This window comes from Nonomuraea sp. NPDC004354 (assembly GCF_053602555.1).
The window spans coordinates 1-13,216 of the sequence record NZ_JBSGDV010000003.1 but is presented as its reverse complement, the minus strand read 5'-3'; the positions used below and the strand labels follow the sequence as shown (position 1 = coordinate 13,216).

General features: G+C 73.2%; 15 protein-coding genes and 1 pseudogene. 11 read left to right on the top strand and 5 right to left on the bottom strand.

What is annotated here, in order from left to right; all coding sequences use genetic code 11:
* The first annotated feature begins 44 nt into the window (after positions 1–44).
* Positions 45–1,079: a hypothetical protein gene (locus ACWENQ_RS10805; RefSeq protein ID WP_449927605.1), complete on the top strand. Its 1,035-nt coding sequence runs from the start codon at positions 45–47 to the stop codon at positions 1,077–1,079.
* Positions 1,080–1,157: 78 nt separating this feature from the next.
* Here ACWENQ_RS10805 and ACWENQ_RS10800 read toward each other — a convergent pair whose 3' ends face one another.
* Positions 1,158–1,874 carry a PaaX family transcriptional regulator C-terminal domain-containing protein gene (locus tag ACWENQ_RS10800; RefSeq protein ID WP_354907221.1) on the bottom strand — a complete coding sequence of 239 codons (717 nt, stop codon included), beginning with the start codon at positions 1,872–1,874 and terminating at the stop codon, positions 1,158–1,160.
* 30 nt (positions 1,875–1,904) lie between these two features.
* Between ACWENQ_RS10800 and ACWENQ_RS10795 the strand changes: the two genes are divergently transcribed.
* The 3 genes from ACWENQ_RS10795 to ligD all read left to right on the top strand — a co-directional run bounded on the left by ACWENQ_RS10795 (position 1,905) and on the right by ligD (position 5,758).
* Positions 1,905–3,605: an acyl-CoA dehydrogenase family protein gene (locus ACWENQ_RS10795; protein WP_452413835.1), complete on the top strand. Its 1,701-nt coding sequence runs from the start codon at positions 1,905–1,907 to the stop codon at positions 3,603–3,605.
* 88 nt (positions 3,606–3,693) lie between these two features.
* A complete protein-coding gene (locus tag ACWENQ_RS10790; protein ID WP_452413833.1) occupies positions 3,694–4,443 on the top strand; it encodes a crotonase/enoyl-CoA hydratase family protein in 750 nt (249 codons plus the stop codon).
* Between the two features lie 145 nt (positions 4,444–4,588).
* Positions 4,589–5,758 carry a non-homologous end-joining DNA ligase gene (ligD, locus tag ACWENQ_RS10785; protein ID WP_452413831.1) on the top strand — a complete coding sequence of 390 codons (1,170 nt, stop codon included), beginning with the start codon at positions 4,589–4,591 and terminating at the stop codon, positions 5,756–5,758.
* Between the two features lie 102 nt (positions 5,759–5,860).
* Here the strand turns inward: ligD and ACWENQ_RS10780 are convergent, their stop codons facing one another.
* A complete protein-coding gene (locus ACWENQ_RS10780; RefSeq protein ID WP_452413829.1) occupies positions 5,861–6,940 on the bottom strand; it encodes a hypothetical protein in 1,080 nt (359 codons plus the stop codon).
* Positions 6,941–7,007: 67 nt separating this feature from the next.
* Positions 7,008–7,451, bottom strand: coding sequence for a nucleoside deaminase (locus tag ACWENQ_RS10775; protein ID WP_452413827.1), 444 nt, complete (start codon positions 7,449–7,451; stop codon positions 7,008–7,010).
* Positions 7,452–7,508: 57 nt separating this feature from the next.
* Here ACWENQ_RS10775 and ACWENQ_RS10770 point away from each other — a divergent pair, with 57 nt between their 5' ends.
* Positions 7,509–8,309 (top strand): hypothetical protein, encoded by an 801-nt coding sequence (locus ACWENQ_RS10770; protein WP_452413825.1) that lies wholly within the window; start codon positions 7,509–7,511, stop codon positions 8,307–8,309.
* On the opposite strand, the gene ACWENQ_RS10765 is transcribed toward ACWENQ_RS10770, so the two are convergent.
* A complete protein-coding gene (locus tag ACWENQ_RS10765; RefSeq protein WP_354907214.1) occupies positions 8,294–8,629 on the bottom strand; it encodes a winged helix-turn-helix transcriptional regulator in 336 nt (111 codons plus the stop codon). The two genes, ACWENQ_RS10770 and ACWENQ_RS10765, sit on opposite strands and share 16 nt — an antisense overlap.
* A gap of 39 nt (positions 8,630–8,668) precedes the next feature.
* On the opposite strand from ACWENQ_RS10765, the gene ACWENQ_RS10760 reads away from it, so the two are divergent.
* From ACWENQ_RS10760 to ACWENQ_RS10735, 6 genes and pseudogenes are all read left to right on the top strand, one after another.
* Positions 8,669–10,126: an LLM class flavin-dependent oxidoreductase gene (locus ACWENQ_RS10760; RefSeq protein WP_452413824.1), complete on the top strand. Its 1,458-nt coding sequence runs from the start codon at positions 8,669–8,671 to the stop codon at positions 10,124–10,126.
* A gap of 112 nt (positions 10,127–10,238) precedes the next feature.
* A complete protein-coding gene (locus ACWENQ_RS10755; RefSeq protein WP_452413822.1) occupies positions 10,239–10,778 on the top strand; it encodes a Dyp-type peroxidase domain-containing protein in 540 nt (179 codons plus the stop codon).
* Positions 10,778–10,882 (top strand): annotated as a pseudogene (locus ACWENQ_RS10750) (hypothetical protein); the annotation flags it as partial. The gene ACWENQ_RS10755 and the pseudogene ACWENQ_RS10750, both read left to right, overlap by 1 nt.
* A complete protein-coding gene (locus ACWENQ_RS10745) occupies positions 10,848–11,312 on the top strand; it encodes an acyl carrier protein (RefSeq protein ID WP_452414515.1) in 465 nt (154 codons plus the stop codon). The pseudogene ACWENQ_RS10750 and the gene ACWENQ_RS10745, both read left to right, overlap by 35 nt.
* A 363-nt stretch (positions 11,313–11,675) precedes the next feature.
* The gene (locus ACWENQ_RS10740) at positions 11,676–11,945 is read left to right on the top strand and encodes a hypothetical protein (protein WP_452413820.1); all 270 of its coding nucleotides are present in this window, start codon (positions 11,676–11,678) and stop codon (positions 11,943–11,945) included.
* Positions 11,946–11,954: 9 nt separating this feature from the next.
* Positions 11,955–12,365: a hypothetical protein gene (locus tag ACWENQ_RS10735; RefSeq protein WP_452413818.1), complete on the top strand. Its 411-nt coding sequence runs from the start codon at positions 11,955–11,957 to the stop codon at positions 12,363–12,365.
* On the opposite strand, the gene ACWENQ_RS10730 is transcribed toward ACWENQ_RS10735, so the two are convergent.
* A complete protein-coding gene (locus ACWENQ_RS10730; RefSeq protein WP_354907207.1) occupies positions 12,350–12,805 on the bottom strand; it encodes a group II truncated hemoglobin in 456 nt (151 codons plus the stop codon). The genes ACWENQ_RS10735 and ACWENQ_RS10730 overlap by 16 nt on opposite strands.
* Between the last annotated feature and the right edge of the window lie 411 nt (positions 12,806–13,216).

Genomic DNA, 13,216 nt, shown 5'->3' with positions numbered 1-13,216 from the left:
CTCGTCCGTCAAACTATCCCAAGGGAGAGTAAAGCGAGGGGACGATGGCTTCCAAGGGGATGGTTCCGGCCGAGAAGGCGCCTTTCGCGCTCCGGAGGGTGACGGGGACCCTGCGGGACGGCGCCGCCAAGCTGGCCGCCGACATCGGGGCGAGCGCGGTGGAGGCCGTGCTCGCGCAGGCCAACAGGAAGGCGGTGCGCAAGGGCGCGGCCGCGGCGCTCGGCACGATGCAGCCCAGGCCGGCCGACTGGTACGCCTTCGACGAGAAGGACAACGACACGCCCGACTGGTACCCGCAGGGCCTGACCTGCGGTGAGGACTCCGGTGCCGCGGGCGTGCCGGTGTTCGTGGCCGGCTGGTACTTCAAGCCGGTGCCGCCGGTGGCCGAGCGCGGCGTCAGGGTCACCTTCCTGAGCCCGTCGACGCTGCGCTACCAGCACGCGCTGCTCGTGGAGGCCAAGCCCGACGGGTCGTACGGGCCGATCAACATCCACGCCGGCGGCATCGCGTGGTACGGCGACCAGCTCTACGTCGCCGACACCACGCGGGGCCTGCGGGTGTTCGACATGAACAACCTCCTCGACCTGCGGACGGCGCAGAACGACCTCGGCGACCCCACCCGCATCGGGCGATCCGGCGAGAGGTTCCACGCCTTCGGCTACCGGTACGTGATCCCGCAGACCGACTTCTGGCGCGTGGCGACGCCCGGGGCGCTCTTCTCCTTCGTCGCGGTCGACCGCAGCACGACGCCGCACACGCTGGTGGCGGGAGAGTACGTCCAGGACGCGCCCACCGGCAGGGTGGCCAGGTGGGAGCTGCCCCTCGGCGACGGGGTGCCGCGGGAAGCCTTCACGATGCCGCACGCGAAGATCCAGGGGGCGGTGTCGTCCGGCGGGGCCTGGTACCTCAGCCAGGCGGCCGACGCGCGCACCAACGGGAGGCTCGTCGTGGACCGGGGCGGGGAGGTGACGGTCCGGCCGTTCCCCGTCGGGCCCGAGGACCTGACGGTGTCGGGCGGGAAGCTGTGGAGCGTCACCGAGTTCAGGAACCGCCGGGTGATCTTCGGCGTCCCGCTCTGAGGTCGCCGGGGACGCGCCGAACCGCCCGGCCGGCGAACCTCGCGCTCCCGATGAGGCCCGACGCCGGCCGGGCGGCGGTCACGCCTCGAGGTGCCGGTGCAGCGCCTTCCGGTAGCCGCGGTCGAAGTCGTCGTAGCGCGCCCGCAGCTCCGCACCCGGCCACCCCTCGGGCAGCAGCTCCGGCGGCAACAGCGGGTCGGCCAGCAGGTGGCGCAGCACGGCCGCCGACACCAGGAACCCCTCCGCCAGCCCCTCGGCCCGGTCGAGCGCCGTCAGCAGCCGCCGCGCCTCGGCCGCCCACCCCGCCAGGTCCCACAGCAGCGCCGTCGGGTCCTCCCGCGGCGTGCCGTCGATGAGCGTGCACTGCGCCGTGACGATCTCCGGCCACCGCCTGATGAGGTTCGCCGGGCGCAGCCAGGTGCCCTCGCGCAGCTCGGCCAGGCGCAGCGTGGTCATCGTGTGCCGCAGCGCCGCCCGGTCGGCGGGCGCGCGCCGTTCCGCGGTGACGACGGCGATCTCCCACGTGCCGTCCCACGCCCTGGTGTGCGGGGACCGGCTCTCGTCCTGCCTGGCCTGCCGTTCGCGCAGCCGCTCGGACAGCGCGTAGCGCCCGTCGTCCTGCACCAGGTCGCCGGCCGCGACCATCCGCGACAGGGCCACCCGCACGGTGCCCTCCGCGATGCCGAACACCTCGCCGATGCGCACCAGCGCCCGGCTCGGCAGCCGGGGCGGGTGGCTGCCGAGCAGCGCGCTCAGCACGGCCGAGCGGGCGGTCAGAGTATTACGGTCTTCCATCGCGTGTCGATTATATGTAACACTCCGAGCATGGCGAGCTATCTGATCGAACCCGTCGACGGCCCCAGCGGCCGCTACGACACCGCGCGCTACCAGGGCGCGGCCGGACGCGACTGGTGGTCCTGCGACCCCTCGCTCCAGCTGCTGATGCGCCGCCACCTGGGCGAGGGGTACGACTGGGCCGCACCCCACCTGTCCCGCCTGGGCGCGCTCATGGGCGGGCCGATCGCCGCGCACGCGGAGGAGACCGACCGCAACCCGCCCCGCCTGGAGAAGTACGACAAGTGGGGGCGTGACATCAGCCAGGTCGTCATGCCGCCGTCGTTCGTCGCGGCGCGCGAGGCGCTGATGGCCGACAACTTCACCTCGCCCGCGTTCGCCGAGACCGCCAGACAGCACGGAGCCGACCCCGCCGCGCTGGCCGCGGCCTGGACCTACCTGCTCGACCAGGCCGACATCGGCATGGGCTGCGCCCTCGGCACCGGCGGCGACATGGTGGTGTCACTGGCCGAGAAGCACGCGCCCGCCGACGTCCGCGACCGGGTCCGCTCGATCTTCGCCGACGGGTTCTACTCCGGCGAGGCCGCGCAGATGTTCACCGAGCGGACGGGCGGCTCCGACCTCGCGGCCCTGGAGGCGAGCGCGGAGCCCGACGGGGAGGCCTGGCGCCTGACCGGCCTGAAGTGGTTCGCCTCCAACGCCAACGGCTCCGCGTTCGTGGTGCTGGGCAGGCTGCCCACGGGTGAGGTGGCGCCCTTCCTGGTGCTGTGGGAGCGGCGCGACGGGTCCCGCAACGCCGTACGGATCAGGAGGCTCAAGGACAAGCTCGGCACCCGCTCGGTCGCCTCCGCCGAGGTGGAGTTCACCGGCGCCGAGGCGTTCCTGCTGGCGGGCTCAGGATCAGGCTCGGGGTTCGGCACGATGATGAAGCTCACCAACGCCTCACGGCTCGGCGTCGCCATGATGGGCGCCGGCGTCGCCCGCCGCGCCCTCGTCGAGTCGATCTGCTACGCCTCCGCCCGCGAGGCCTTCGGCCGCCGCCTCATCGACCAGCCGCTCATGCGGCGCAAGCTCGCCGAGCTCATCGTCGAGGTCGAAGCGGCGCAGGCGCTGGTCTTCGACGGCCACCTCGGCCCGCGGCTGCGCCTGGCGCCCGCCCTCGTCAAGCTGCGCGCCGCCCGGCTCGGCGTCACCGCGGCCGGCGACGCCATCGAGATCCACGGCGGCAACGGCTACATCGAGCAGTGGCCGGTCGCCCGCCTCCTGCGCGACGCCCAGGTCAACCCGATCTGGGAGGGCGGCGACAACATCCTGTGCCTCGACGTACGGCGGGCGATGCTCCGCGAGAACGCCCACGAGCCCTTCCTCGACCGCCTGACCGCCGCCGCCGACCAGGCCCCGTCCGGCGACTCCGCGACCGTCGACCTGGTCCGCGGGCGCATCGACGACCTCCGCAAGGCGATCACCGTGTGGTCCTCGCTCGACCCGGTCGTGGCCGAGGCCCGGCTGTTCCCGCTGGCCCAGCTCATGGCGGACGTCTACGCGGCCGCCCTGCTGCTGGAGCAGGCGGGCTGGGAGCAGCGCGCGGGCTTCGGCGACCGCAAGGCCCTGGTGGCCCGGCTCCACGCCGAGGCGCACCTCGCGGACCAGGGGCCGCTGCGCGGCATCGACCGCCCGGCGGAGGATCTGGAGCGCTTCGACGAGCTCGTCGCCGGGGCGCTCACCCTCTGATCCCGTCAGGCGGTCACCAGGCACCCATCACGCCACGGCCGCCGACGACCAGGGAGGAGCCCGATCCCGACGTCCACCGGAGGACCGGATGACCGTGCGAACCGAGCGGGAAGGCCCCGTCACCACCGTGGTGCTCTCCAGGCCCGAAGCCCGCAACGCCGTCGACCGCGAGACCGCCGACGCGCTGGTCGCGGCCTTCACCGCGTTCGAGGCGTCGGACGCGGCCGTCGCCGTGCTGTGGGGCGAGGGCGGCACCTTCTGCGCGGGGGCCGACCTCAAACGCCTCGACAACCATGTCGAGGAGGAGGGCGACGGCCCCATGGGTCCCACCAGGATGCGGCTGAGCAAGCCCGTCATCGCCGCCGTCGCCGGCCACGCGGTCGCCGGCGGCCTCGAGCTCGCCCTCTGGTGCGACCTGCGCGTGGCCGAGCAGGACGCGGTGTTCGGGGTCTTCTGCCGGCGCTGGGGCGTCCCGCTCATCGACGGTGGCACGGTACGGCTGCCGAGCCTGATCGGTCTCTCCCACGCCATGGACCTGATCCTCACCGGCCGTCCCGTAGCGGCCGAGGAGGCGCTGCGCATGGGGCTGGCCAACAGGGTCGTCCCCGCCGGGCAGTCACGCCAGGCCGCCGAGCGCCTGGCCCACGACCTGGCCCGCTTCCCCCAGACCTGCCTGCGCGGCGACCGCATGTCGGCGCTGGAGCAGGCGGCGCTGCCCGAGCAGGAGGCGATGCGCAACGAACTCCGCCACGGCATCGCCGCCCTGGGCGAGGCGGCCGACGGCGCCGCCAGGTTCGCCGCGGGAGCGGGCCGCCACGGCGACTTCTCCACCCCCTGACCACCCGGCCCCGCCCCTTCGGGAGGACCGCCCGCCGGGGTCCTGGTGACCATGATCCCGGGCCTGGGCTTGACCGGCCGGGCCTCCCGCCGGCGCGGCGTGTGCGCGCCGGGATCTTGTCGGTGCGCTCACGTATGGTGAGACCATGCCGGACATCGACGGTGTGACGATCACCAGCCCGGACAAGGTGGTCTTCCCGCAGGGCGGGCGGACCAAGCTCGACCTGGTCCGCTTCTACCAGGCGGTCGCCGAGGGCGCCCTGCGCGGCGTCTCGGGGCGGCCGATGATCCTCAAACGGTTCGTGCACGGCATCGAGCAGGAGGCGTTCTTCCAGAAGCGCGCCCCGGCCAAGCGCCCACCCTGGATCGAGGTCGCCGAGCTGCGCTACCGGTCGGGGCGGAGCGCCGAGGAGGTCGTCGTCACCGACGCCCGCCAGCTGCTGTGGGTGGTCAACCTGGGCTGCGTCGACCTCAACCCGCACCCCGTGCGGGCCGCCGACCTCGCCCATCCCGACGAGCTGCGCATCGACCTCGACCCGGTGCCGGGCGTGCCGTGGGGCCAGGTGCTGGAGACCGCGCAGGTGGCGCGCGAGGTGCTCGCCGACCACGGGCTGGTGGCGTGGCCGAAGACCTCCGGTTCACGCGGCTTCCATGTCTATGCCCGCATCACCCCCGACTGGAGCTTCTCGCAGGTACGGCAGGCGGCCGAGGCCGTCGCCCGCGAGGTGGAGCGAAGGGCGCCCGATCTGGCGACCAGCCGGTGGTGGAAGGAGGAGCGGCAGGGCGTCTTCGTCGACTACAACCAGAACGCCTACGACCGCACCGTGGCCTCCGCCTACTCCGTCAGGCCGGTGCAGGACGCCCGCGTGTCCACGCCGCTGGCGTGGGACGAGGTGCCGGGGTGCCGCCCGGAGGAGTTCACGATCGACACGGTGCCCAAGCGGTTCGCCGCGCTCGGTGACCCGTGGGAGGACATGGACCTGCACGCCGGCTCGCTCACCCCGCTGCTGGAGCTGGCCGAGGCGCAGGGCCCGCCGCCCGAGCGCACCGAGCTGCCGCTGATCGAGATCGCCAGGGCCCAGCACAAGGACGAGGCACTGGCGGGCCTCGAGGCGTGGAAGGCCCGCCATCCCGACGTGGTGGGGTTCCTCGAGCCGGCCGATGTGCTGGTGGACGGGATGCGCGGGCGCAGCAGCGTGTGGTACCGGATCAGGGTCAACCTGCAGCACGTGCCGGAGGGCCTGCGCCCGGAGCAGGAGCCGCTGGAGGTCGACTACAACCCCTGGCCCGCCGACTGGCGCCCACCCGAGCCCTGACTCCAGGCCCGCCGGCGCCCCGACCGCTACCGGCGACCGCCCGTGCCCCCTGCGATCCCGGGTGCCCGCGGCCGATCCGCCCCGCAGGACGGGCCGCCGGGGTCAGCGGCCGTCCTCCAGGACGCGTTCGAGCTCGGCGATCACCGAGGTGACGGGCGTGCACGCCGGCAGGCGGGGCGTGGCGAAGTAGCCGGGTTTGTGCGCTCGCAGCAGCGCCTCGCCGTCCAGCTGCCAGGTGAAGCCGTGCCGTCCGAGCAGCCTGGCGAACACCTCCCCGGCCGGCCGGGGGTCGCGCGCCGCCAGGCGCCTGATCGGCACGGGGGAGACCGCGTCGCCCCGCAGGTACCGGCTGACGGCGTCGCGGTAGCGGCTCCTGGTGACCAGGGACGGGTCGGCGAAGGCCGCCTCGACCGCGGCGAAGTCGGTGTAGTAGCCCAGCCCGTCGCGTTCGTCGAAGATGAGGGCGACGCTCTCCTCCTCGGCGAGATGGCCGGGGAACTCCAGCGAGGCGAACTCGCCCATCCGCTCGGCCACCTCGGCGCCGCGTATGACGACCAGGTCGGAGCCGAAGTGCTCGACGAACTGCCGCCGCTGTGCCGCCTGGATCTGCCACGCCTCGGCCAGCAGGGCCGGGTTGCGGAACACCCGTGCCGGATGGCGCAGCGCGGCCTCGGCCGCCGCGCGCACCAGCAGCGGCCGTGCCTCGCTCGTGTGGACGGCGGGGGTGGCGCTGATCAGCCAGGCGTCGAGGGTGACGGGGATGAGCCGTCCCACCAGGAACATCCCTGGGTCGAGCACGTCGAAGGCGCCCTCACCCAGATCGGAGTGGGCGGTGTAGGTCAGCTCGTCGATCAGGTTGAACAGGATGATCGCCGGGCCCGCGACGGTGCGGACCTCGAAGACGCCCTCCACCACGTCCTTCCAGCCGAGCACCATGGCGCGCTCGGCCTCGGGGAGCTCGGGACGTTCGGCCACGAACCTGTCGATCAGCAGGTCGCCTCCCGGAAGGCGGTACTCCAGCGCGAAGTGGTCGAGCGCGAGCGCCGAGGTCGCCTCGTCGGTGACCACCCCGTCGGGGAAGAAACGGCCGTACACCAGGCCGAGCTCCCGGGTGAACCGCCCTGACACCGCGAACTCCAGCAGCTCCGGCTTGAGCTCCGCGGCACGCGCGAGTAGATCCATGGGGCGACCTTAGCCGCGGGCGTTCCCGGCTTGCGGTGATTTTCGGTAACCGGGCAGGGACATTCTGTCACTCGGACGGCTGTCCGATGTCCTCGTTCCACACCTCGGGCCAGCGCTCGACGAAGGCCGCCATCAGCGCCCGGCACTCGGCCGAGTCGACCACCACGACCTCGACCCCGTGGGCGATCAGGAGGTCCTCCCTGCCCATGAAGGTGCGGTTCTCGCCGATCACCACGCGCGGGATCTCGTAGAGCAGGATCGCCCCGGTGCACATCGCGCACGGCGACAGCGTCGTGTACATGGTCGAGCGCCGGTAGACGTGCGCGCTCCGTCGTCCGGCCCGCTCCAGCGCGTCCGTCTCGCCGTGGCGGATCACGCTGCCCTCCTGCACCCTGCGGTTACGGCCGGCGCCGAGCACCTCGCCGTCGGCCACCAGCACCGCCCCGACGGGCACCCCGCCCTCGGCCAGCCCCGTGCGGGCCTGCTCGACGGCGATCTCCAGGAAGTCCATGGGCCCACCCTAGGCCGCTGCAACCGGGGTGCAAGGACCGCACCCTACCGTCGGGGCATGTCAAGTCGATGGCTGCTCGGAGTGGCCGCCGCCGCGGCGGCCACCCTCACGCTCCCCACCGCCGCCACGGCGGCCACCACCCGCACCCTCCCCTCGGCCACCCTCCCCTCGGCCACCCTCTCTTCGGCCTCCCTCTCCTCCGCCGCGGTAGCACAGGCCGCCGCCCGTCCTGCCACCCCGCGTGCCACCCCCGGGCCCGCCGCGCCGGCGAGCACGCCCGCCTCCGCCGCGGCCGCGAACGCCCCCACCCTCGAGACGCCGGCCCTCGCCGCCGCTCCCAAGCCCGCGACCACGGCCAACCGGCTGTTCCGCGCCTGGTTGCGCGACGACAGGACCGCCGCCGCCAAGGTCGCCACGCCCGCCGCCGTCACGACGCTGTTCGCCTATCCCTTCCGCGCGCCCGACGGGCTGGCCGGCTGCGCGGGCGGCGCCTGCGCGTTCAGGCACACCAGCGTGCGGGTGCCGGGCGAGCTCAACGGCATCCTGATGATCGTCTCCGGCGGCAAGGTGACGCGCGTGTATGAGTCGCGCCACTACTCCAAGGAGAAAGCGGCCACGCACCTGATGGACGCCTGGCGCAAGGGCGACCGCAGGCAGGGCGCCGAGGTCGCCGCCACACCGGCGCTGAAGACGCTGTTCAAGGTCACCTGGGATCCCCACGGCGTGCCGTACACCTTCCAGGGGTGCGAGAAGAAGACCTGCGCCTGGTCGTACGAGGGCGGCGCGCTGCTGATGCACGTCGCCGGCTCCAAGGCCCGCGGGTACGAGGTCTCGTCGATCAGTTACATCGCCGACTGACCGACCCACCTGTCGGCCCATGCCATCAGCGGCCGCATGGCCTCGACCAGCGCCGCGCCGCTCTCGGTGAGCGAGTAGCGGATCTGTACCGGCGTGGTCGGCCGCACCTCGCGCGCCACCACGCCCGACGACTCCAGCTCGCGCAGCCGCTGCGCGAGCAGGCGTTCCGACAGGCCGGGGACCGCGTCGCGCAGCTCGCCGTACCGCGTCGCGCCCCTGGCCAGCGCGAGCAGGATGACGCCGTTCCACCTGCGGCCCACCAGCTCGATCGCGGTCTGGAAGTGCGGGCAGTGCCGCATGAGCGCCTCGGGAGAGGACATCACTTACCTTCCGTAAGCCGGTTATGTAATGTAAGACCTATGACGGATTTTAGGCATGACCTGTGGTTCGGTGCCTTCCTTACCCCCGCCGCCAAGGACGTGCACCCGCTGACGCGCCAGGCCATGCTCGCCGAGGACGCCGGGCTGGACATCATCGGCGTGCAGGATCATCCCTACCAGCCTTCCTTCCTCGATACGTGGACGTTGCTGTCGGTGCTGGCGGCGCGCACCCAGCACATCAGGTTCTTCCCCGACGTGGCCAACCTGCCGCTGCGTCCGCCGGCCGTCCTGGCCAGGGCCGCGGCCAGCCTCGACATCCTGAGCGGCGGCAGGGTGGAGCTCGGTGTCGGCTCCGGCGCCTTCCGGGACGGCGTCGCCGCGATGGGCGGGCCCCGCCGTACCCCTGCCGAGGCCGTCGCCGCCCTCGAGGAGGCCATCGAGGTGATGCGCGCGCTGTGGACGCCCGGCGGCCCCGCCAGCTTCGACGGCGCCCACTACCGGCTGGACGGCGCCGCGCCGGGGCCGTTCCCGCCGCACCGCATCGGCGTGTGGGTCGGCGCCTACCGGCGGCGCATGCTGGAGCTGACCGGGCGCACCGCGGACGGCTGGGTGCCGTCCTCCGCCTACGCCCCACCGGCCGAGCTGGCAGCGATGAGCGCGATCGTCGACCGCGCGGCGGCGGACGCGGGCCGCGATCCCGCCCTGATCCGCCGCGTCTACAACATCAACGGCCGCTTCTCGCGGCTGCCCGGCACCGGCTTCCTCGACGGGCCGCCCGCGCTGTGGGCCGAGCAGCTCACCGAGCTCGTCCACCGGTACGGCATGAGCGTCTTCGTCCTGGCCCCCGCCGACGAGCGCGACCTCAAGATCTTCGCCGAGGAGGTCGCGCCCGCCGTGAGGCAGGCCGTCGGCCGCGAGCAGCAGCGAACCGCCGAGCCGAAGCCGTCCCCCGGCCCGCTCGACGACTCGACCAGGCCCAGGCTGCCCAAGCGCGACCTGGCCGAGCTCTCGCCCGCCCAGCGCCAGCGCGGCCTGCACCTGGTCAAGGTGCACGACGACCTGCGCGACGAGCTGGCCGGGATCCGCGAGGCGCTGGAGCAGGTCGCCGAGGGAAGGGGCGAGGTCGCCGCGCTCCGATCGATGATCAACCAGCTCACGATGCGGCAGAACTACTGGACGCTCGGCAGCTTCTGCGCCTCCTACTGCCGGATCGTCACCACCCATCACACCATCGAGGACGAGCACCTGTTCCCCACGCTGCGGTCCGCGCAGGCCTCGCTGGCACCGGTCATCGACCGGCTCCAGGAGGAGCACGAGGTCATCGCCGGCCTGCTGACCCGCCTCGACGACGCGCTGGTCGCCATGGTGCAGGACGGCGACGCCATCGACGGCGTCCGCGACCGGCTCGACGAACTGGCCGCGGCCCTGCTGTCGCACCTGGAGTACGAGGAGCAGGAACTCGTGGAGCCCATCGCCCGGCTCGACCTGGACCTGTGATCCCGACCCCCGCCGGCTTCATCGCCCGGTGGGACCTGTGCCCGATCCCGCCCGGCGGGACCTGTGACCATGAGATCCCGATCCCGGCCCGTGTCGCCGCCCGGCGGGACCTGTGACCGTGACTTCCGCCGGCTTCAAAGCCCGGCTCGGCCTGGACCTGGACCCCGACCGGCGAACGCTCGCCGGCACGCTGCGGGCGCTGTCGGCCGAGCTCGAGAACCTCATGGCGGGCCGCGTCCCCGCGCCGGCCGCCGCCGACCGGCCGCCGCCCGACAGCGCGCTCCTGCTCGGCCAGGGCCGCCGGCCCGTGCTGGCCACGCTGAGCGTCGGCGCGTCGCTGTTCGACCGCAGGTACGGCCTGGCCGCCGCCAAACCGGTGGAGCTGGTCCCGATGGGCGTGCTGGCCAACGACGTCCTCGATCCCGCCCGCACTCACGGCGACCTGCTGCTGGTGCAGGGCGACCACCCCGACGTGTGCGTGCACGCCCTGCGCCGGGCCGTCAGGGCGACCAGGGGCGGCCTCGCGCCGGCCTGGTCGCAGGACGGCTTCGCCCGGCCGGACGCCGTCGCGCGTCCGGGCACGACCGGCATGCGCAACCTGCTCGGTTCAAGGACGGCACGGGCAATCCCGACGCGGGAAACGCCGCCGTGATGGACACGGCCGTGTGGGTGGGGCCCGGCGACGGCGAGCCCGCGTGGGCCGTGGGCGGCAGCTACGTCGCTGTCCGCCTGGTCCGGCTGTTCGTCGACAGGTGGGACGACACCCCGCTGGCCGAGCAGGAGCGGGTCATGGGCAGGCGCAAGGAGTCGGGCGCGCTATCCCGAGGGCGGGTTCGTCCCGCTGCCCGCCTACCGCTGGCAGCGGCGGCGCTTCTGGCCCGACTCGGCGAAAAGCGCGCAGCCGCCCGAGCCCGCCGCCTCGGGCCCTTCCCGGCCCGACCTCGCGGCGCTCACCGAGGCGGAACTGGCCGCCTCCGTCGCCCGCCTGGCCGCGCAGGTCCTGGCGGTGCCCGGCCACGAGGTGGCCGTCGACACGCCGCTCACCCACCTCGGCCTCGACTCGGTGCTGGCCATGAGGTTCAGGGACAGGATGCGCCGTGACCTGGGCGTGGACGTGCCGCTGCGCAACCTGCTCGGGCCCGCCACGCTGCGCGAGCTCGCCACCGAGCTGCGCGCGTCGCTCTGACCGCCCCGCCGCCCCCGGGACGCCCTGCCCCGGGTGGCGGTGGCCGTTGGTCGCGGTTGGTGACCCCGGTGGCGGTGGCCTGGGTGGCAGTGGCACTGCCAGTATCAAGCGGCTCTGGGACATGCGCGCCGCAGGCCGGAGGATGGGTGCCATGGTGATCGCCGTGATGACCGCGCTGGCCGGCGGCGCGCTGGTGGCAGCGGTCTGGGCGAACGTCCTGCTCACGGTCTTCACGCCCAGGGGCAGGCCGTCCAGGCTGGTCCGCGGCACCCTGCGCACGCACGCCTCCGTCCTCGTCGCGGTCGGCGGGCGGCTGCCGCGCCGGGTCCGCTCGACCTGTGCGCGCCGCTGGCCGTCCTCACGGTGGCCGCGATCTGGCTCGGCGTGTCGTCGGCGGGCTTCGCGCTGCTGGACGCCACGCCGCTGCGGGAGGCCGAGTGGGCCTCCCACGGCCTGCTGCTCGCCGCCGTGACCGCCTACCTGCTCCGTTTCCTGCACGCCTACGGCAGGCGCGAGCGCCTCGTGGCCAGGCTGGCGGCCAGCGTGTGCAACCCGCGGGACGCCGACGCGCTGCTGGCCGCCTACCTCAGGACCGGTTCCCGTGACCACCTCGACGGCCTGTTCGCCGAGTAGACGGGCTGGATGACCGAGGTGGAGAGCACCCACATCGCCCCTCCCACCCTGGCCTTCCGCCGGCCCGCCGGCGACCTGGACTGGCTGAAGGCCGCGGTCATCGTGCTCGACGTGGCCGCGCTCACCGAGGCGCTGGCTCCCAGCTGGGCCCCCGCCCACACCCGCGCCCTGCTCGACACCGGAACCCGCTGCATGCAGCGCCTGGCCGCCGAGCTGTGCATCAGGCTGCCGGCCGTGCCCGTCAGCCTGCAGGGCCGCGAGGAGAGCAACTTCTCCGACACCCTGTGCGTCGCCCACGAAGCCGGCCTGCCCGCCGAGCGCGACGCGCAGGCCGCGTGGGTCGTCTTCCAGCACCGGCGCATGGGATACGCGCCGCACGCCTACGCCATCGAGGCGCGCCTGCACTACGAGCTGGACTGATCGGGCTCCTTCCACGTCCACAGCGGGACGTCGCGCAGGGGGTGGAGCTCGTCGTCGGTGGCGGCGCGGGAGTTCTGCTGCGCGACGCGCGAGCCGAACTCCAGGTGCTCGCGCACCGCCTCGCGGAACGGCTCGTCGGCCGGCAGGCCCGCCTCGTCGAAGGACTCCATGTACAGCGCCACGAAACGCTCTCGCTGCTCGTCGGTGATGTCGAGGTGGCGGTGCACCTGGATGAGATGGTCGAAGCCGAGCTCGCGGGTGAAGCGGTCGGGCCCGCCGAAGGACTCGGCCGTGAACCAGGTCAGGTGATCGACGTGGGTGGCGCGACGCTCTCGGAACAGCTGCTTGAGCAGGGGATCCTCGAGGACCTTCGCGTAGAAGATCTCCTCGAGCCTGTGCAGCGCCTCGTCGCCGCCTGCGTGCGAGTACAGACTGGTCATGCACCCACCTTCATGGTCACCCGGGAGGATGTCCAGCGCTTTCGCCTGTCGAGGAAACGCGTCGAGCTGCGTCAAGTCAGCCTGTCCGCCGCGCGCGAGCCGTCCTTACGTTGGTCCTCCGGATCGCAGGCGGAGGAGGAGACCGGGGCGCAGCCGTGGTCACACAACTGAACTCACCATGGGAATTCCAGGAGCTGCCAGACCCCGTGGCGGGGCCGGGCCAGGTCGTCGTCCGCATCCACGCATGCGGCATGTGCTTCAGCGACGTCCTCGTCCACCGCGGGCACTGGCCCGTCCAGCTGCCCATCGTGCGCGTCCGCCTAGGAGCTGTTTCTTAGATCTCCTGACGGTGAGCGCTGGTCTTGTCACTCTTGGCATATGGGTCGTGGTGATCTGACGAACGCCGAGTGG